The organism is Nostoc sp. FACHB-152 (assembly GCF_014697475.1).
Classification (GTDB): Bacteria; Cyanobacteriota; Cyanobacteriia; order Cyanobacteriales; family Nostocaceae; genus Nostoc_B.
Map to the genome: position 1 here is coordinate 23,562 of NZ_JACJRV010000017.1, position 19,731 is coordinate 43,292.

General features: G+C 40.7%; 21 protein-coding genes. 12 read left to right on the forward strand and 9 right to left on the reverse strand.

Annotated features, from left to right (window positions below; genetic code table 11):
* The first annotated feature begins 258 nt into the window (after positions 1-258).
* The 4 genes from H6G76_RS15210 (at position 259) to H6G76_RS15225 (ending at position 5,931) form a co-directional block, all read left to right on the forward strand.
* A complete protein-coding gene (locus H6G76_RS15210; protein ID WP_190701876.1) occupies positions 259-1,032 on the forward strand; it encodes a DUF502 domain-containing protein in 774 nt (257 codons plus the stop codon).
* Positions 1,033-1,134: 102 nt separating this feature from the next.
* Positions 1,135-1,776 (forward strand): transcription antitermination factor NusB, encoded by a 642-nt coding sequence (gene nusB / locus H6G76_RS15215; RefSeq protein ID WP_190701879.1) that lies wholly within the window; start codon positions 1,135-1,137, stop codon positions 1,774-1,776.
* Positions 1,777-1,990: 214 nt separating this feature from the next.
* Complete coding sequence (ftsY, locus tag H6G76_RS15220) at positions 1,991-3,571, forward strand: signal recognition particle-docking protein FtsY (RefSeq protein ID WP_190701882.1); 1,581 nt, start codon at positions 1,991-1,993, stop codon at positions 3,569-3,571.
* 968 nt (positions 3,572-4,539) lie between these two features.
* Positions 4,540-5,931: a SpoIIE family protein phosphatase gene (locus tag H6G76_RS15225; protein ID WP_190701885.1), complete on the forward strand. Its 1,392-nt coding sequence runs from the start codon at positions 4,540-4,542 to the stop codon at positions 5,929-5,931.
* 68 nt (positions 5,932-5,999) lie between these two features.
* On the opposite strand, the gene H6G76_RS15230 is transcribed toward H6G76_RS15225, so the two are convergent.
* Positions 6,000-6,992, reverse strand: coding sequence for a DUF2278 family protein (locus H6G76_RS15230; RefSeq protein ID WP_190701889.1), 993 nt, complete (start codon positions 6,990-6,992; stop codon positions 6,000-6,002).
* A 193-nt stretch (positions 6,993-7,185) separates the two neighbouring features.
* Complete coding sequence (locus H6G76_RS15235; protein ID WP_190701892.1) at positions 7,186-7,806, reverse strand: hypothetical protein; 621 nt, start codon at positions 7,804-7,806, stop codon at positions 7,186-7,188.
* Positions 7,807-7,908: 102 nt separating this feature from the next.
* Between H6G76_RS15235 and psbP the strand changes: the two genes are divergently transcribed.
* The gene (gene psbP, locus H6G76_RS15240; protein WP_190701895.1) at positions 7,909-8,454 is read left to right on the forward strand and encodes a photosystem II reaction center PsbP; all 546 of its coding nucleotides are present in this window, start codon (positions 7,909-7,911) and stop codon (positions 8,452-8,454) included.
* An 80-nt stretch (positions 8,455-8,534) separates the two neighbouring features.
* Positions 8,535-9,128: a nucleoside triphosphate pyrophosphatase gene (locus tag H6G76_RS15245; protein ID WP_190701899.1), complete on the forward strand. Its 594-nt coding sequence runs from the start codon at positions 8,535-8,537 to the stop codon at positions 9,126-9,128.
* Between the two features lie 37 nt (positions 9,129-9,165).
* On the opposite strand, the gene H6G76_RS15250 is transcribed toward H6G76_RS15245, so the two are convergent.
* Positions 9,166-9,549 (reverse strand): YkvA family protein, encoded by a 384-nt coding sequence (locus H6G76_RS15250; RefSeq protein WP_190701902.1) that lies wholly within the window; start codon positions 9,547-9,549, stop codon positions 9,166-9,168.
* Positions 9,550-9,575: 26 nt separating this feature from the next.
* The gene (locus H6G76_RS15255) at positions 9,576-9,830 is read right to left on the reverse strand and encodes a hypothetical protein (protein ID WP_190701905.1); all 255 of its coding nucleotides are present in this window, start codon (positions 9,828-9,830) and stop codon (positions 9,576-9,578) included.
* A gap of 196 nt (positions 9,831-10,026) precedes the next feature.
* On the opposite strand from H6G76_RS15255, the gene H6G76_RS15260 reads away from it, so the two are divergent.
* Positions 10,027-10,779 carry a phycocyanobilin:ferredoxin oxidoreductase gene (locus H6G76_RS15260; RefSeq protein ID WP_190701908.1) on the forward strand — a complete coding sequence of 251 codons (753 nt, stop codon included), beginning with the start codon at positions 10,027-10,029 and terminating at the stop codon, positions 10,777-10,779.
* 92 nt (positions 10,780-10,871) lie between these two features.
* Here H6G76_RS15260 and H6G76_RS15265 read toward each other — a convergent pair whose 3' ends face one another.
* The gene (locus tag H6G76_RS15265; protein ID WP_190701912.1) at positions 10,872-11,036 is read right to left on the reverse strand and encodes a hypothetical protein; all 165 of its coding nucleotides are present in this window, start codon (positions 11,034-11,036) and stop codon (positions 10,872-10,874) included.
* Between the two features lie 353 nt (positions 11,037-11,389).
* On the reverse strand, positions 11,390-11,518 hold the full coding sequence (locus H6G76_RS37685) for a hypothetical protein (protein ID WP_277883094.1): 129 nt from the start codon (positions 11,516-11,518) through the stop codon (positions 11,390-11,392).
* Between the two features lie 47 nt (positions 11,519-11,565).
* Between H6G76_RS37685 and H6G76_RS15270 the strand changes: the two genes are divergently transcribed.
* From H6G76_RS15270 to H6G76_RS15280, 3 genes are all read left to right on the forward strand, one after another.
* The gene (locus tag H6G76_RS15270; RefSeq protein WP_190701914.1) at positions 11,566-13,005 is read left to right on the forward strand and encodes an HlyD family efflux transporter periplasmic adaptor subunit; all 1,440 of its coding nucleotides are present in this window, start codon (positions 11,566-11,568) and stop codon (positions 13,003-13,005) included.
* A 30-nt stretch (positions 13,006-13,035) separates the two neighbouring features.
* Positions 13,036-14,190 (forward strand): ABC transporter permease DevC, encoded by a 1,155-nt coding sequence (gene devC, locus H6G76_RS15275; protein WP_190701916.1) that lies wholly within the window; start codon positions 13,036-13,038, stop codon positions 14,188-14,190.
* A gap of 156 nt (positions 14,191-14,346) precedes the next feature.
* Positions 14,347-15,081 carry a DevA family ABC transporter ATP-binding protein gene (locus tag H6G76_RS15280; RefSeq protein WP_190701919.1) on the forward strand — a complete coding sequence of 245 codons (735 nt, stop codon included), beginning with the start codon at positions 14,347-14,349 and terminating at the stop codon, positions 15,079-15,081.
* 57 nt (positions 15,082-15,138) lie between these two features.
* Here the strand turns inward: H6G76_RS15280 and H6G76_RS15285 are convergent, their stop codons facing one another.
* A complete protein-coding gene (locus H6G76_RS15285) occupies positions 15,139-15,930 on the reverse strand; it encodes a hypothetical protein (protein ID WP_190701922.1) in 792 nt (263 codons plus the stop codon).
* A 137-nt stretch (positions 15,931-16,067) separates the two neighbouring features.
* Here H6G76_RS15285 and H6G76_RS15290 point away from each other — a divergent pair, with 137 nt between their 5' ends.
* Together H6G76_RS15290 and H6G76_RS15295 are read left to right on the forward strand one after the other, a co-directional pair.
* Entirely contained in the window at positions 16,068-16,847 is a 780-nt protein-coding gene (locus H6G76_RS15290; protein WP_242056412.1) for an HAD family hydrolase, read from the forward strand.
* Between the two features lie 114 nt (positions 16,848-16,961).
* Complete coding sequence (locus H6G76_RS15295) at positions 16,962-17,579, forward strand: chromophore lyase CpcT/CpeT (RefSeq protein ID WP_190701927.1); 618 nt, start codon at positions 16,962-16,964, stop codon at positions 17,577-17,579.
* Positions 17,580-17,736: 157 nt separating this feature from the next.
* Here the strand turns inward: H6G76_RS15295 and H6G76_RS15300 are convergent, their stop codons facing one another.
* The gene (locus H6G76_RS15300; RefSeq protein WP_190701930.1) at positions 17,737-18,105 is read right to left on the reverse strand and encodes an STAS domain-containing protein; all 369 of its coding nucleotides are present in this window, start codon (positions 18,103-18,105) and stop codon (positions 17,737-17,739) included.
* Between the two features lie 408 nt (positions 18,106-18,513).
* A complete protein-coding gene (hemF, locus tag H6G76_RS15305; protein ID WP_190701933.1) occupies positions 18,514-19,557 on the reverse strand; it encodes an oxygen-dependent coproporphyrinogen oxidase in 1,044 nt (347 codons plus the stop codon).
* Between the last annotated feature and the right edge of the window lie 174 nt (positions 19,558-19,731).

The following is a 19,731-nucleotide window of genomic DNA, read 5'->3' on the forward strand; positions in this document are numbered from 1 at the left end:
TCTTGCTTTCAGAAGTATGGGCAAATTTTGATAGAGCGAGGTAGGATCGATAATAATTAAAATAATTGCAACAATCATTTACAACCTACACAAAGAAAAGTAACATCCTCCCATGTAAGTCTTCAATCTATGGGTAGCTAGCTATAGGCATACAAACGCCTATTATCAATTTAACAGGCAGTTTATTGACGATGAAAAAATCTACTTGTGGTCGGAAATGCCTAAGTAAGATGTTCAAAATTTAACAAATTTGTGGGAATGAATTCCCATTATCAGAGTTTCACTAGCCTAAAAAAGGAGAAACGGGGTTTGGTCATCGATCGCTTAAAGCAGGACTTAAAAAATGACCTGATAGCTGGATTGTTAGTGGTAATACCGCTAGCGACCACAATCTGGCTAACGATTACGATCGCCAATTGGGTAATTGACTTTCTTACCCAAATTCCCAAACAACTCAATCCCTTTGATGGATTACACCCAATACTAGTAAATATACTTAATTTAGCAGTGGGTTTAGCAGTACCACTGTTGAGTATTCTGGTGATTGGGTTGATGGCTCGGAATATTGCTGGGCGATGGTTGCTTGATTTTGGTGAGCGAGTATTGCAGGCAATTCCCTTAGCAGGACAGGTATATAAAACCCTGAAACAGCTTTTAGAAACAATACTCAAAGATTCTAATGGCAAGTTTCGCCGTGTAGTTTTAATAGAGTATCCCAGACCAGGCATATGGGCGATCGCTTTTGTTACAGGTGCAATAGGTTCAGAAATTCAAGCTAAAATGTCACGCCCGGTGTTGAGCGTTTTTATACCTACTACCCCAAACCCGACCACAGGCTGGTATGCAGTAGTACCAGAGGAAGATGTAATTAACCTGTCAATGTCGATAGAAGATGCTTTTAAGGTCATAGTTTCTGGTGGGATTGTGGCACCAAATACCCCCTTACCACCTTTGGTTTTGTCCAAAGAACAAAATTTAGAAGTTTCAACCAGACAAACAAAGCACTCAGTAATTTCCGGCGAGGAAATATAAAATTTATCCGGCAAAGGCACAAGTAAATAGATATTATGAATGTCTGGCTTTGTTTCAATTAATTATTCACCTCCTTAATCTAGTGCGTAGGCACTCACTCCCATGCAAGACAGAAAACCTCAACAAATTGCCCGTGAACTGGCACTTTTAAGTCTCAGCCAGCTACCAGTCAACCCCAAAAAATTAACCGAAGAACATCTGCCCAAATTAGTACTAGCAACAGTACGAACACTCAGAGCAGAAGTTCAAGATACCTTAGACAATGCTGCGGCTGAACTGCAACGTAGTAACGATCGCCTTTTAACTAGCCAAACTCGTGCTTCAGACATGAATACTGCGAGAACTATGCTGCAAGAAGCGATCGCTTATACTCAAACGGCAATCAATCAACTAGGTGCAGCAGTTGAATTTCCAGAATTGATTCAACTAGCCAATCAAGACAGAGAAGTAGGCAGATATGCCATTCAAATTGTCAAAATAGTCAATGAACATCGTATTGTGATCGATGAACAAATATCTGCTGCTTTAGTAGATTGGCAAGTCAACCGCTTGGCTCAAATTGACCGCGATATTTTACGCATCGCTGTGGTCGAAATGGTATTTTTAAACGTTCCCGACAGCGTGGCAATTAACGAAGCGGTGTTACTGGCTAAACGTTACAGTGGTGATGAAGGTCATCGCTTTATTAACGGAGTTCTGCGCCGAGTCACAGAACAAAAAAAATTGCCTACTGTTTTAACCTAACTTTGTAACCATTATGAATGCTAAGTTGTGAGTTGAAGGATAGGAGAAGTCAGTTGCTTGCGGGGTAGCAATTACCCCTGATAGCAATCCGACATTGAGAGGTGAGGATATCCCGGAGGTTTTCACCCTAGGGAAGAGTAACAAATTAAATTAAACTCATAACTTACTAAGTCATAACTCCTAACTTAAAAAACAACTAACACCGCTAGCGGCAATGGCTTTTAATTGGTTTCGTCGTCAATCTAACGATTCTTCTAATAATCCCTCTGAAACTCAACAGGCACAAACAACTCCTGAAACCCAAGAAGAGGTAAATGAAACATCACAGACAAACCCAACAACTGCGACAGACTCAGCAGCAGATTTGTTGGCGTTTGCTAAAGCTGCCTATAAAAATATTCAACAAAAACAACAGTCTGAAACTGGAGAAGTTGTCCCAACCCAATCAGCAACAGCAGAAACCGTAGTCTCAGAAACGCCAGCAGTTACCCAAGAGGTAGAAACACCTGTCCCAGAACCTGCTGCAATCATCGAGACACCACAACCAGAAGCAGAAACAACTGTTGACGAAGTATCTGAAATAGAAACTACAGTCAGCGAAGTAGAATCCACATCTATAGAAACACAGCCAACCGAGCCAGTTGCTTTATCTTTTTTAGAACGAGCAGCAGCAGAACGGCAAGCCAAGCAAGAGCGATTAATCGCCAATGCCATTGAAATACAAGCACCGGAATCAGTACAACCTGCTACTGTTAGCGAAGCAACTGACACAGAAACATCAGATTTGGTGTTTGATGAAGGATTTGTTTGGTCAGCAGAATTGTTGGCGGCGCAAGGTAGACGCGCCGAAGACATTTCGATTGAAGAAATTACTTGGCTGAAAAAGCTACGGCAAGGATTAGATAAAACCCGCCGTAGCATCGTCAATCAACTCAAAGCAATTGTTGGACAAGGGCCACTTAACCAAGCGGCGGTAGCAGAAATTGAATCTGTGCTTTTACAAGCTGATGTGGGTGTAGAAGCGACAGATTACATTATTAGTGCTTTACAGCAGAAACTGCGGGACGAAGTGACTCCTCCAGAAGAAGCGATCGCTTTCTTAAAACAAATTCTGCGGGATATGCTAGATGAACCAATCCGCAAATCTGACAAACCTAGCTTTGCCCCAGAAAAAGACAATCTCAATATTTGGTTAATTACTGGCGTAAATGGTGCTGGTAAAACAACAACTATCGGCAAAATTGCCCACTTAGCCCAAAAATCAGGGTATAAATGCTTGATTGGCGCAGCCGATACTTTCCGTGCGGCGGCTGTTGAACAAGTGAAAGTTTGGGGAAGCAGAAGTGGTGTAGAAGTAATTGCCAACCCTGGGAAAAACACAGACCCCGCAGCCGTGGTATTTGATGCGATCGCCGCAGCCCAATCACGAGATACAGAATTATTATTAGTAGATACTGCTGGGCGATTGCAAAATAAAAAGAACTTAATGGATGAACTTAGTAAAGTTCGCCGAATTATCGACAAAAAAGCCCCTGATGCCAAAATTGAATCTTTGTTAGTGTTAGATGCCACACTTGGTCAAAATGGTTTGCGTCAAGCAGAAGTATTTTCCCAAGCAGCCCAACTTAGTGGTGTCGTATTAACCAAACTGGATGGGACTGCGAAGGGCGGTGTGGCTCTAGCTGTTGTGCAGCAGTTAGGTTTACCAATTCGCTTTATTGGTGCAGGCGAAGGAATTGAAGACTTACGCCCCTTCTCTAGCTACGAGTTTGTCGAGGCTTTATTGAGTGGCTAAAATAACATCCTACGCTGGCGCAAGCTACCTTCACGCCAGTGTAGGCTTGTTTGATTAAGTATACGCGATGTCTGACGACAAGCCGCTTTGCGTCTACGCCTTTTTTTCGCAATATTGGTTTTTTCTGCTTAATTAGGATATTTCTCGCTACAATGCATAATTGCCTGATTAAAGATAAATACTAGAGTCTAATTATGCAAACATAAACAGGAATGTAATTTTTTTGTTAATATCTTTCGTTGAAAATTTATAACTTTTAGGGTTTATTACTCTAGACTCTCATAGAGATAAATTACAAAGTAACTTAATTTTCAGGAATCAGCTTGTAAACTAAATCGATAACTGCTATAAATACTGAAAAAAACTCAGTATTAGTTCATGTTATACAATATCTCATTTGGTGCAAGTGCATTAAAGTAGAACCCTCAATAATATTCTTAATACTTACTTTTTTAAGAATATGTGAATATTCTATGGAGGTAGATTATAAAGAAAATGACTCAACTAGTAATGAAAGATTACAATATTTAACTGAAAAGTTTGGGGGAATGATTTTTTTAATTTCAGTAATGCTAGCTTTGCAGTTAATTTTTGCTTCAGTACCCATAAATTTTCTCTAAAACAAGAAAAGCTTAGGAATTAGAAAAAATTAATTTTTAAATTCAGGAATTTTAGCTTTCATGATGTATGATTTGCTAATTAAGTTCTTGAATACTCAAGAGCCTTCCACAAGCTGATAAAATTTGCTGATTTTTACTAATCAGTTTTTCAGCAAAAACACATGGAATTGCCGTATCTATATTTGGGTAGACATAAAATAAGCAAATGTAATACTTATCTATGCCTACGTCCTACGTCTTTCTACTCTTGCTAAAAGACAAATCTTGTCTCAATATGGTTTAGCAATATTTTGCCAAGAAAGTTATTAACTAATTTAGAATCTACTACTCTTAACTGCGATAGTAACTGTGCCAGTGTCTCAAGTGCCGTTTCAACCCACTGATGGTAATAGTAGTGCCGCGACGGATGTCACACCAGTCGTGGCACTAAAAGAACTTGTGGCAAGGTTGCACCGAGAACAGAACAAAATTCAAGATTTGCTGAGTTCTTTAGGATTTGCCCTCCGAAGTTTCAATAATTTGAATCAGTTTTTAGAACTGATTCCTTTAATGGCAACTAGGGTGACAGATGCCGATGGTAGCGCCTTGTTTCTCTATAAACCAAACGGTCAAGTCAGATTAGAACAGCTACATTGGCAAGATAGTCGCCAGCGCAAAGATATTCGTAAAGCCCTAGAAACAGCTAGCAGTCAAATTACATTGCTACCTAATAGCGCGCCGCTAGCAAGTTCCACAGGAATTTTAGATGCTCAGATGCATCGCTATTTGGGGCCGGATGTACAAATATTCGGCACGGCAATTTTAGTCAAGCATACAGAACGGGGATGGCTTTATGTATTAAGCCGCGACCCTGACTATAGCTGGACAGAAACCAGACAAAAGCTAGTGCGCTTAGTTGCAGACCAAACCGCAGTAGCAATTGAAAATGATGAACTAGCTGTAGAACTGAGAAAAAAAGAACGCTTAGACCAAGAATTAGAAATTGGGGCAGAAATTCAAAGGCGACTCTTACCGCGTCAATGTCCAAATATCCCCGGTGTAGCCTTAGCCGCACGCTGTAAACCCGCCAATCGTGTGGGTGGCGACTATTATGATTTTATTGCGACCAATCACAATCAATTACAGTTAATCAGCAGAATTTCTCCAGAAGCTAGCCGTTGGGGTTTTGTAATTGGGGATGTAATGGGGAAAGGCGTACCCGCCGGATTAATTATGACGATGATGCGGGGAATGCTGAGGGGTGAAGTATTGCATGGTAATTCCCCTGCTGGGATTTTGCAAAATTTGAATCGAGTCATGTATGCGGATTTAGAAAATTCTCACCGCTTCGTGACATTGTTTTATTCTGAGTACAATCCCCAAAATCGGATTTTGTCTTATAGTAATGCTGCACATAATCCTCCTTTGTGGTGGCACGCAGCAACTAAGACAGTTAGCCGCTTAGATACTTTGGGAATGCTGATAGGTTTGGATGCTAACAGCCAATACGAAGATGCTCAGGTACAGTTAGAACCAGGGGATATAGTAATTTATTATACAGATGGACTGACTGATGCGGCGGCGGCAAGTGGCGATCGCTTCGATGAAGAAAATTTCGTAGCTGCTTTTAGTGCTGCTTGTCGTTACTGTAAAGGGCCAGAAGAAATCGTCGATTATCTATTTGACCAAGTTCAGCAGTTCATTGGCCCTGATAGGCATAACACCGATGATATGACGCTAGTGGTTTTGCAGATTGTTTAGTTACTTGTCCTTTGTCATTAGTCATTGGTTTAAGACAAAGGACAAATGACTAATGACAAGTGACCAAACTAAAACACAATTGTCCAACCTTGTTTTTGAGTATCTTTCTTGGTGTAAGAGACACCATCTATCTTGAGACCTTTGTCATCAAGTAGAGTAATTATGCCGCCATTGTTGTCTAGTTGAAAGCCATCTTTCGCCACTGGAATTCTGACAACTTCACCAGGATTGATAATTCCACTTAAACTTTGCTTGCGCTTGTTTCGATCTGCTAACGCCCATCCCCTCAGATCAACTTGGTCTGAGGAGGTATTAATTAAACTAACTGTTTCCTTACCGATATCTTCGCCAACTGGATTTACCAAAGCAGCTACAATCCGAATTGCCGCAGTTGTGGACGAAATAACGACATCGAGCCTGTTGCCAGTGGTATCGTCGGTATGGAAAGACTGAGATTGGAACGCTAAAAATATACCTACCCACTGATTTCGGGCTGGGTAGTAAATTAGTAGTCCGCCATCTTGCCAAACACCGTTGTCCTTTTGAAATTGTGCGGCGTTACCCTGGTTCATATGGATGTCATGGATGCCATTACCAGGGAGAAAACCAAAATATTTGTCCTTGACATCGGTTTCTGGCCCCCACTTTTCGCCAAAGGGAAACAAAACTGCATCGTCAGAAGCAATTGCCCGTGCAATATATAATTCCAACAACTCATTCAAATCATTGTCTGGGCCAGGCACATCATAAGGCAACGCTTTCATATTCGCTGGATCAAATAAATTACCTCGGATGTAGTCTAATGCTAATCCTCCAGGTTTTCTCGGTAACTCATGAAAACCAAAATCTAACTCTTGCAATTCCCTAGTGATGGGATGAGAGAAATTTTCGTCTACAAAATACAGTAATTCTGATGGACTTTGCTGTGATTTGACATTGATAGCGATACGATGCTTTTGTTTCTCGTCAGTCACAAGCACTTGGTAATGAGGCGAAGGGCCTTCACCAAGCTTACGATTAATAGCCCGACATTTCAGAACACCGTAATTTTTCAAAGGCATCTATTTTTCCTCAATGAGAGCGGACAATCAGACAACACTGGTCGTAAACTTATCTAGCGAAAATACTGCTTATTGATAAATTTATGCTTTAACAAACATCATGCCTCTGTATTACTGAGCATCAAAGTACCCTCCAGGATGATTTTATTGTCTCCATATACCTGAAAAACTCTCTTTTTGAGCCTCCTAACCTCTAGCCTCTAGACTCTTCTTGCACAACCACTTCTAGCCAATGGGGATAACCATAAGAATTCGCAGCTATTAATTTTGTTCCTCGATAATCTTTGAATAGATAACTCGCTATTAATCGAAGATTTTCTAGCAGATGAGTATCTTCACCAACAGCTTCAAAAGCTAGAGTCCACCAACTTTGCTGTTGAATTAGCAGTTGAGTAATTTCCACACTACAACCGTTATCGATACTATCATTGGCGTTAACAGGTTGTATTGAAGAGTCAGGTAAAATTTGATAGCTTTGCAACCGGCGAACTTTTTGAATATTGACCCAAATTGAATTAGTACTAACTGTTGCAGGCTGAAAACTTTCGCCCCTTGAATCGCTACACATCCACTTACCCCATTTTTCTGCCTTACCTTCCACCAACTCCCCAAAACGCAGGACACCCAATTCAGCTTTACGCCATTTAACTTCCAACCGTTCTTGACGCAGTTTAATGCCTAAGTAATCACACCCAGGCGCGTAAAGATACCAGTCTTCTCGCTTTTGGGGTGAACAGCTTTGCCCAAACCACCCTTCAATTTCCGGCGGTATCGTTCCAGGTAAAAACCAGCGCAATTCGTTAGTTGTGAGCATAAGAAACTAATCTCGGCATCTGCTAAGACCCAGTTGATGGGACAATAAAAACGATCAATAACGCTAGCTTGAGTTGCTTCCAGCCCTAAGGAATCTCTAACAATGTGGAAACGAATTACTTTTATTTTGCTATTAATTTTGAGCTTCAGCCTGATTAATCCTGGTGTAGCTGCTGCGGCTGGATTCAAAAGTTATGTAGATACAACTGATGGCTATCAGTTTTCATACCCCAACGGCTGGCTGCCAGTTAAAGTGGCTAATGGCCCCGATGTAGTATTCCATGATTTGATAGAAATATCTGAAAATGTGTCTGTAGTTATTAGTCCGGTTCCTGAAGGTAAAAGTTTAAAAGAACTGGGCGCACCTACAGAAGTGGGTTACAAATTAGGAAAAGCTGCACTCGCACCTTCAGATTCCGGTCGGACAGCAGAGTTAGTGGATGCGCGAGAAAAAGAAACTGAAGGGAAAGCCTACTATATATTAGAGTATCTCGTAAAACTGCCAAACAACCAACAACGGCATAACATCGCTAGTGTTGCTGTTAGTCGTGGCAAGCTGTTTACCTTTAATGCCTCAATTCCTGAAAAACGTTGGTCGAAGGTCAAACGGACTATGGAAAATGTGGTTGATTCTTTCACTGTATATTAATTAGCAATTGGGAGTGGGGAATGGGGAATGGGGAATAGAAATTCCAATACCCATTACCTAATACCCAATTAGCAAATATCATGAACATTCCTCAATTTGTCTTGGCTTCTGCTTCCCCAGCGCGTCGCCGCTTGCTGCAAACTGTTGGTATTGAACCGATAGTTAGACCGAGTGATTTTGATGAGTCGCAAATTCAAATTAATGAGCCTGCGGAATTAGTGCAAGTTTTGGCTCAACGTAAGGCGGAAACTGTAGCACCGCAGTTTGAAAAAGCTTTAATTATGGGATGCGATTCGGTTTTGGCGATTGATGGTGAGATTTATGGTAAACCAGCAGATGCAGCAGAAGCGATCGCTCGTTGGCAATTAATGCAAGGTAACATTGGCGACTTGTACACAGGTCATGTATTAATTGACATTTCGCAAAACCGTACTTTAGTCAAATGTCAGGTAACAAAAGTATACTTTGCCAAAATGAGCGATCGCGCTATCAAAGCATATGTCGCTACAGGTGAACCTCTCAAATGTGCTGGTGCTTTCGCTTTAGAAGGTTTTGGGAGTTTATTTGTAGAAAAAATTGAAGGTTGTCACAGCAATGTCATTGGCCTTAGCTTACCCCTGCTCAGGCATATGCTGGCAGAACTGGGGTATGAAGTTACCGATTATTGGCAATAAGTAGCTGTTTGTTTACTTCTAGTGTCAGCGCAAAAGCTTATCGTTTAAACAAGTGTCTCAGCCAAATTACTACTAAAATTCCCAACACTAACCAGATCAAAACAATGAAACCTGCTGCTATCCAATTGGCAGGTTTCTTATGAAACTGTGTTGCCTCAGCTTTCTCTCGGCATTCGGCTAAGACTGATGAAGGAATCAACTTCAGGACGACCCAAATCCCCAAAGGTATTAAGATCAGGTCGTCGAGATAGCCAAGGATAGGAATAGGATCTGGAATTAGGTCGATGGGACTAAAAGCATAAGCAACAATAACAACTGCTAACAATCTTGCATACAAGGGTACTTTAGGATTTTTAGTAGCAAAATATATAGCGTAAATATCCTTTTTGAGTTTTTTGGCGAGTTCCTTTAAGGAATGCATTGTTGCTTTTGCAAAATAACTACTGATTATTGTAAATATTGCCTGATATTTAATGTCACTTCTCCATGATCTGGAACCCAAGCTAACCACTCATCAGCTGACACTTGGCACAGTAACAGTGCTTCATCCGAACTGTAGGGACTAGGGAGTTCTAAAAGGCGCACCCATACAGATGGTTGGCAATGCTGCACTGAACTTTTGCTATAGGCTTTGCTTAACCAATCTAGATTCTGCCTGACTGCTGGTACAGCACAATCGGGTCTTTGAGTAGTGATTTTCATAGCTGTAAGCCTCCCTGATGGGTTAAAGCAAAATTAATTCTGTAACTAAGACTACAAAATAATTAATTACTTTGAAAAGTCAATGTCTTATAACTTTACGTAACCAGGCGTAACAGTTTGCTTAATGTTGCGTGGTTAAACAGAAGTGATGCTGCTGGCTGTAGACTAGCCATTAGATAGGATTGCTAACGAGAATATGTCATTTACTTCTACTCCCTCACTACGCGAACAACAACATCCCCTAATTCGCCAGCTAGCTGATTGTATTGAGGCAGTTTGGCACAAACATTTGGATCTTTCGCCTTATCATTTACCTGCGGAGTTGGGTTATGTAGAAGGTAGACTAGAGGGCGAGAAACTGACAATTGAAAACCGTTGCTATCAAACGCCGCAGTTTCGCAAAATGCACTTGGAACTCGCGAAAGTAGGCAATATGCTGGATATTTTGCACTGCGTGATGTTTCCGCGCCCAGAATATGACCTACCGATGTTTGGTTGCGACTTAGTTGGCGGTAGGGGTCAAATCAGTGCTGCGATCGCAGATCTATCTCCTGTTCACTTAGACCGCACCTTACCAGAATCCTATACAAATCAACTCTCAGCACTCCCTGCATTGGAATTTACTCAACCGCGAGAATTACCTGAATGGGGACATATCTTTTCAGAATTTTGTATCTTTGTGCGTCCAGGTTCCCCAGAAGAAGAAGCGATGTTTCTCTCACGCGTGCAAGACTTTTTAGAAGTGCATTGTACCCAAGCGATCGCAGCTAGCCCTGTTTCACCCGAACAAACCCAACAAATTCTCGCTGGACAACACAACTACTGCACCAAACAGCAACAAAACGACAAAACCCGCCGCGTCCTCGAAAAAGCCTTCGGCCAAGAATGGGCAGACAATTACATGACTACAGTCTTATTTGACCTACCCAGCTATAGCAATCCGATTTGATTATTGAAAAAATCTAAGTATATGTAGTGGCGTGTCTTTCATAAATCAAATATGAGTCCTATAGTTATTTGTCATTAGTCATCGGTCATTAGTCATTTGTTACCCCCTACCACCCCTGCACTCTCACCTTCTCTTCCCAAACCTGCATCTGTAGGTTCTGTTACGTTTTCCCGTGACTGATGAATGTAGAATTCAGTTAACGAGAGTTTGATGGAGTTAGATAATAGCCGCAGCGTCCCTAGAGCAAATATTCCCATAATTTAGGAGTTAACAAACCTAATAATCCGTTAACTGTAAATTTAAGGAAACAATGATGTTAAGAATGCTCTATTTGAGAAAATTGTTTAGTTAATAGTTAACTGAATAAGAGAAAACTTGCCTTTATAGTAAGTTTAGGTTCAGTAACAACAGTAGCCCAATTTCATATTTTTGCTCTCAACCACTCAAAATAAAATTGTCGAAAGTCTTGCAAGGTTTTGCTCACTAGCATTTGTTAGCAAAATGTTACTTGCTAAATTTATACCAGGTTGCAATCAAAAATAGTATCAGGGTAATGAATTTAAAATTCGTAATTACATCTTTAAAATTAGAACTTACAAGCTTTTTCTAATTACGAATTAGTAATTGAATCACTACCAGTAGCACCATACTTATCAAACTTTGGTGTTAAGTATTCATTGGAGATTGGATTTTTACGAGGTATCCAGTCAAAAGGCATCATCACGTTTGTATTGGGCATAATTCCTTTTTTACTATCAGCAAATTTTAGATAAACGGTCAACAACCATGTCAAGGGTGACTGAGAAGCCACGATCAAGGCCACAGATACTTGATCCGGAACAACCTAAGATTTGGTGGGGCATTGCTGTAGCCTTACCAATAGTAATCGCGGCTGGGCTACTAACTACAGCCAAAGTTGAGCAGTTGAGAAAGTTAAACTCATCTGTACCAGTTAAACCAGTTGGTAACAGCATTAGTGCCGTAGGACGTTTGGAACCGCGAGGCGAAGTGATCAAACTTTCTGCCCCAGCTGCGGGATTGCAGTCTGCGTCACGAGTTAGGCAGCTGTTTGTCAGAGAGGGTGAACGAGTAAGAAAAGGACAAATGATCGCAATTTTAGACAACCACGAAACTCAACTAGCAGGTGTAGAAGAAGCAAAAGCCAAACTACAAGAAGCCCGCGCTAACTTGGCGCAAGTCAGAGTTGGTTCACCAAGAGACATTCAAGCCCAACAAGCGGTAATTGCTCGGCTAGAGGCTCAGTTACGTGGCGAAAGAGATGCTCAACAAGCTGCAATTACTAGAATTGCGGCACAGTTAAGTGCTGAAAAAATGGCTCAACAGGCGACAGTAGAGCGTCTAGAAGCCGAACTGCGAGGACAAAGCGATACCTTGAGAGCAACTTTGACACGGATACAAGCTGAACAGCGCAATGCTCAAGTTGATGCAGGACGCTACGAAATGCTTTACCGCGAAGGTGCTATTTCTCAGCAAGAGCGAGATAGACGACGACTGACTGCAATCACCGCCAACCAGCAGGTAGTCGAAAGCCAAGCCACTCTCAGACAAGCAATTGCCACTTTACGCCAGCAAGTTGCAGAAGCGAGAGCGAACCAAGTCAAAACTTTAACAACGCTACAGCAGCAACTAATTGAAGCCAAAGTCACACGCGACAAAACCGTAAACACTCTACAAAGACAACTTGACGAAGAACGAGCCAGACTCAAAAGACTGCTAGAAGTTAGTCCTACTGATGTGCAGGTGGCGCAAGCACAAGTTAGTAATGCGATCGCTAATGTTCGCCGCGCTGACGCAGAACTAAGATTAAGCTACGTCCAAGCACCAACATCTGGAGAAATTTTAAAAATTCACACCAAATCTGGAGAAGCCATCACTCCTGATGGTATTGCGGAGATTGGGCAAACCGAGCAAATGATGGTAATTGCAGAAGTTCCTGAAGACAGTATTGGTAAAGTGCGGATTGGCCAAAGTGTGACTGTCAGCAGCGATAACGGTGCTTTTGAAGGCGAGTTAAAAGGAACTGTTGCTGAAATTGGCAGAAAAATTGGCAAAAAAGATGTGCTGAATACAGATCCAGCTGCTGATATAGATGCCAGAGTTGTGGAAGTTAAAATTGCTCTTTCACCAGAAGATAGCAACAAAGTTTCTGGTTTAACTTACGCCAAGGTACTGGTTGATATTAACAATCAAACCAATTCTAATTAAGTAGTAATTAAACAATTTTTTGCCGGAAAAATGAATCAAAAAATACCTCTAGCGTGGCTACAAATGACGCGAGATAAAACGCGTTTAGCCGTAGCTTTAGCTGGAATTGGCTTTGCTGATATTCTCATGTTTACCCAACTCGGATTCCGAGATGCACTGTATTACAGTAACGTTCAGTTTCATAGTAGCTTACAGGGTGACATTGTTTTAATTAACCGCCAATCCAACGCTATTTTATCAATGAAAAGCTTTTCGCAAAGGCGTTTGTATAAAGCTTTAGATTTACCTACAGTGCAATCAGTACATCCAATATACTTAGACTATACAATTTGGAAGAATCCTGATACAGGTCGAACACGTACCATTCTCATATATGGGATTAATCCAGAAGTTAATATTTTTAACTTACCAGGAGTTCAAGAAAATTTAGATAAACTCAACCTGCCTGATACAGTTTTATTTGACCGTTCTTCTCGACAGGAATATGGCCCAATTGCAGCTAACTTTGATAAAGGTCAAAATATTACAGCAGAGGTAAGAAGAAGAAAAATTAAAGTCGTAGGATTATTTACTTTAGGCACATCTTTTGGTGCAGATGGTAACTTAATTACTAGCGACGTTAACTTTTTACGGATATTTACTAACCGTCAGCGCGGATTAGTTGATATTGGTGTAATTAAGGTGAAACCAGGAGCAAATGTTAATGCTGTTGCTCAAGACTTAAGAAATTATTTACCTCAAGATATTAATGTTTTAACCAAACAAGAATTTATAGATTTTGAAAGACATTATTGGGCAAGTAGCACAGCCATCGGCTTTATTTTTAGCTTAGGTACAATCATGGGTTTCATTGTCGGAACTGTGATTGTTTATCAAATTCTTTATACTGAAGTTTCCGACCATTTATCTGAATATGCCACTTTAAAAGCCATAGGCTATACACAAAAATATTTATTAATTGTAATTCTACAAGAAGCTTTGCTATTAGCTTGTTTAGGGTATCTTCCTGGTTGGTTTTTTACTATGTTAATGTACCAAAAAGCTAAAGAAGCCACATTATTACCTATTTTTATGAGCTTTGAACGAGCAATTACTGTATTAATTTTAACAATGATTATGTGTTTTATTTCTGGAGCGATCGCAGTCCGCAAACTCCGTTCCGCAGACCCTGCTGATATCTTTTAGTTAAGTCGATAAACTCCAAAATGAATTATAAATATAGGTTTAATTAATCAGGTTAAACAAAATATACAAACAATGCTAACAAGCGAACAAAAATAATAACTTGCAGGCTCTATAGTTCATTTTTAGAACTAAAAATTTTTCCACATCCAATTTATTATGAAACAAGAACCTGTAATCGCCATTAAAAATCTCAATCATTACTATGGCAAAGGCTCACTAAAAAGACAGATATTATTTGACATTAACCTGGAAATTAACTCAGGAGAAATTGTAATTATGACTGGGCCTTCTGGCTCAGGTAAAACGACGTTACTGAGCTTGATTGGCGGTTTAAGGTCTGTTCAAGAAGGTAGTTTACAATTTTTGGGTGTAGAACTATTCGGCTCTAGCCAAAATCAATTAGTTCAGATTCGGCGCAATATTGGTTACATATTTCAAGCTCATAACCTGTTAGGATTTTTAACTGCCAGACAAAATGTGCAGATGGCAGTTGAATTGAACGATAATGTTTCTCAAAGTGAAGCGATCGCCAAAGCTGAAGAAATGCTAACTGCGGTAGGCTTAAAGAACCGAATTAATTACTATCCAGATAATCTTTCTGGTGGACAAAAACAAAGAATTGCGATCGCTCGCGCCCTAGTCAATAATCCGCCATTAGTACTGGCAGACGAACCAACAGCAGCATTAGACAAGCAATCAGGACGCGATGTTGTAGAAATTATGCAGCGTCTTGCTAAAGAACAGGGAACTTCCATTTTGCTGGTGACACACGACAACCGAATTTTAGACATAGCCGATCGCATCGTAGAAATGGAAGATGGCCTTTTAGCCCGTGACTCTCAAAGCGCAGTTATCAGCTATGATTCTGGCGCATGGAGCGAAAAATCATAACTTTTGTTAATAGTCATTTGTCATTTGCAACTTTTTCCCTGCACCCTGAAGCTGTAACTATGAAGCTTTAGGGTTGGGTGCATTTGCTTGACGGCTGGTGCGGAAAGTCACATTCACGCCATCATTCGATTGCTCTAACACCAGTAAGGGTGTAGGTTTAGCTTTTTGATCCCAATGCATAGTAGCAAGTCGCCCTTGAATGGTCGGTTGCCAAGTATCCTCATCGTCCATTGGGCTGAGATAAGTTTCAATACAATCAATAATTTGGCTAATAGTGGCAGAAGTCGCCTGTGTCGGTAACTTCATAAGCTTAATTTGAATGCGAAACAGCACTCGTTTAGCAATATTTGGTGGCGTACCACTCTCATACTCGACATCAAAAATTTCATCCACCTGTCGTCCCGCACTATTGGCAATCCCAACTGTTCCTTGTTGCGCTTGATTTGGACGTAGTGCTTGCGAAATTTTATCTTTGACCTTGATTTTAACTTGATTAAGAATTGCAAAATGAAATACCTCTTCTGACATCCGCATCCGCAGATAATCTAGGTTAAAGTCCCGTGAGTTCACCAAGTCAGGATTAGTTTCCATTTTGCGAATAGTTTCCAGAGCAAGTTTGAATTTTTTCTCCAATTCTTTAGCACGGAACTTTTCAAACTTGATTTTTTTCTCTAATTTGTCCATTTGGATTTTGGAAAACACAATCAAAGCAATTACAGCTACAGCTAGTCCTCCAGAGGTGATGAGTAAAAGAGGAGGCGCTGGCTGAGATTGGTTTACTGCTGGTTTTTGAGTTACCTTTTTTGTCTTTGGTGCTGAAGATTGAGCAAGAAGTATAGGATTTAGCATGGTTGGCCAACCAAAATAGTAATTTGAGTTCTTGTTGTTTAGAATGCCCAAATCATGAGTTGCATCTTGCTGTGTTATTGGTATTTTTAAGAGCTTTTTATAAACAGCATATGTACCGACAGCAAAATGTATCAGTTATGCAACTATCTCTAGCCGTATCCACTACGTGGAGTAACATTCGCCTGATCGCTACAGATATGGATGGTACTCTGACAAAGAATGGTAAATTTTCTGCACCCTTATTACAAGCCTTAGAAGATTTAACCACATCTGGAATTAAGGTATTGATTGTTACAGGTCGTTCTGCTGGTTGGGTAAGTGGAATCAGTAGTTTAATGCCTGTTGTCGGTGCGATCGCAGAAAATGGCGGTTTGTTCTATCCTGCCGGAAGTGAGCAACCAATAGCTTTAACACCAATTCCAGATTTAAAATTACATAGACAGCAATTAGCAATAGCTTTTGAGCAATTAAAGCTGAAGTTTCCCCAAATTCAAGAATCAGCCGATAATCTTTTTCGCATCACCGACTGGACTTTTGATGTAGCTGGTTTGAGTTCAGGTGAATTACAAATTTTAGGTGAACTTTGTCAACAAATGGGTTGGGGATTTACTTACAGTACAGTGCAGTGTCATATTAAACCCCAATCTCAAGATAAAGCCGTTGGCTTATTAAAAGTATTACGAGAATATTTACCTGAATACTCATCCCAACAAGTTGTAACTGTTGGTGATAGCCCTAATGATGAGAGTTTATTTGATCAACGTTATTTTCCTGTTTCAGTGGGCGTAGCAAATGTCATGCAATATATACATCAGTTACAACATCAACCAACTTATGTAACTAGTGCTGCCGAAGCGGAAGGATTTTGTGAATTAGCTAGTTGTATTTTGCAATTGGTTACTGATGGAAACAAATAAAGGTCAATAATAATTACTGATCCGAATTTCTACTTAATTTGGTAATATAAAGTTTATAAGTCCTGTTTCCTTGCTCACCAGCTACGCAATATTTGGGATTGTGCATCACAATTTATGAGCCTATCACCCTTGTTAATTACGTTAAGTAAGTATATAGCTGGTGAGTTTGACAATCGGGAACAAGCTTTAGCAGAACCTGCTTGGTATGTTCATCTGCGGCTTTGGCAAAGACCCGTTAACTTGTTTGCTGAAGACAGCATTACCCTGTTTGCTGAACAAGCTAATATTGTCAATTTAGACCGCCCTTATAGACAGCGAATTATGCGGTTAATGGCAGGAAAAACTTCTGATGCACCTTTACAAGTTCAGTACTATATGCCCAAAAATCCGAGTGCCTTAAGTGGTGCAGGAAGTAATCCTGCCTTACTCAAGGCACTCACAATTGAACAAATCGATTTATTACCAGGTTGCATCCTGACAGTTACCCAGCAAGAACTAGCCCCTAATAATTTCAAGTTTATTGCGACCCAACCAACCGAGACTCGTTGCTCTTTTAATTATGGTGGCAATAATATCCAAGTTTCTTTAGGGTTTGAAGCCACAGCAGCAGAATTCTACAGCTATGACAAAGGCATCGACTCAGAAACCGGGAAAGCAACTTGGGGAGCGATTTTAGGCCCTTATCGTTACACTAAACGAGAACATTACTCAGTTTTAAGTTCTGAGTACTGAGTACCCATAATAAATCGCTCTCAAGCTGAGTATAAAGATTTTTCATTTCATACTCTAGACTTTATACTTCGGTTTTTTTCTACTAGCCTGTAGCTTTAAGCTATTTTTTATGCGTTATTAGTATCTTTTGTTCATACTCAACACTTTAAATTCATAGTTAACTGGCCATACTCCGAGGAACACCTTCTAAAGCTTCCTCCTCTGTTTCAAAGATTTCAAATACTGTATCCATCATCGTGACTTCAAACACAAGTTTGGCTTCTGGATGTACATTGCAAATGCGGAAGCTGCCTTTGACTTTATCCGCATCACGCATACCAGCAACCAAAGATGTCAACCCAGAACTATCAATAAAATTTACTTGACCAAGATTTACCACTACATGGCGGCTGAGTTTGGAAATGCATTCCTGCAACTTTAGGCGAAATTGCCAAGCTGTGGTGATGTCTAGGCGGCCAGATGGCGTTAAAACTATAACGGTATTACCGTCTTGGGTGGTATAGGTGGTTTGTTCTATTTGTATCACGCAAAATCCCCGTGGCACTCGTTTTTAAATTGGCTACTGCTGGATACAGTCTGAGATTGGTGAGTCAAAAAACTTATCTGTTGGTAATTCTTGCTTTCCGGTGACTCGAAGTTCCTGAGAAAGACAGTAAATTAATTGACTCACCACTTAAAAGACTACCCAGTGCTGACACTTGAAATAGACAAGTTACAGCTAAAATAGTCACCTTTTGACTAGGTGCTTACCTTTAGTAGTGTAACTCACTAAAAAAGTGCTGAGTAGCAATAGAAATGCTGAGTTGAACGCGCTGAGTGCCAAGCAACGAATATCTAAGATTATGTATTTAACAGTAACTCACTCAACACATAACTTTTTTGTTGCTTGCTAGCAGATTGATTTAACCTAGAGGGGATGACTCAGCACTTTAGTTTATTGAACTGGTGTCCAATTTATCCAATCTTGTGGCTTGAGGAAAGTTTCGTACAATTGAGCTTCAGGGGAATTGGGTTCAGGCTGATAACCGTATTCCCAGCGCACTAAGGGCGGCAAAGACATGAGAATAGATTCTGTGCGTCCGTTGGTTTGCAGTCCAAAAATTGTGCCTCGGTCGTAAACCAGGTTAAATTCAACGTACCGACCGCGACGATAGAGTTGAAAATTGCGTTCGCGATCGCTATATTCTGTTTCATGTCGTCGTTGGACAATTGGCACGTAGGCTGGCAAAAAGGCTCGACCACCACTGTTGATAAAAGCAAATAAATCTTCCCAAGTCCGTTGTGCTACTACCCCTACTTGGTCGCTGTAATTAGCTGCGGGGCCTTTGGGATCTGGGCCGCGATATAAAGTACCTTGACCATCTTGATAATCAAAGAACAAACCGCCTACGCCGCGTGTCTCATTGCGATGTTTCAAGTAAAAATATTCATCGCACCAAAGCTTAAAGATTGGATAATACTCGGCGTGATGTTGGTCACAAGCCTGCTTCAGGGTTTTATGGAAATGGGCTGCATCTTCCGCAAAGGGATAGTAAGGTGTCAAGTCAGCACCGCCACCAAACCACCAGACTGGGCCAGCTTCAAAATAACGGTAGTTTAAGTGAACAGTCGGGACATAAGGATTGCGGGGATGTAACACTAAGGAAGTGCCTGTAGCATAAAATTGGTGTCCCTCGGCTTCTGGACGTTGCTTGAGAATCGAGGGTGGCAGATGAGAACCCCAAACTTCAGAAAAATTTACACCTGCTTGTTCAAAGATTCTACCTTCACGCAGCACACGCGATCGCCCGCCACCACCCTCTGGACGTTCCCAAGCATCTTCCTGAAACTTACCGACACCATCTAACTCGGTTAAAGCTTGGGTAATTTCGTCTTGCAGCTGCTTCATAAATTGACTCACCCTAGCCTTAGCGTCTTCTGGCGGTAAGAACTTTGATGATGATGCTTCTACTGTTGGGGTGTGCGAATTAGTCAACATAGAGATTCCCAAACCTAAATTACAATTGCCAAAAAGCTACAGAATTTTTAGCTAAAAATTTGTGGGCAGTACGAACCAGCAATTAGGCTCGCCTTGCTCAAACTAGTTTTGTCTTAATTGTCAAGCTTTTACACAATAGATTGTGTATGACTAGAGTTATTTTCCCTCAAATGC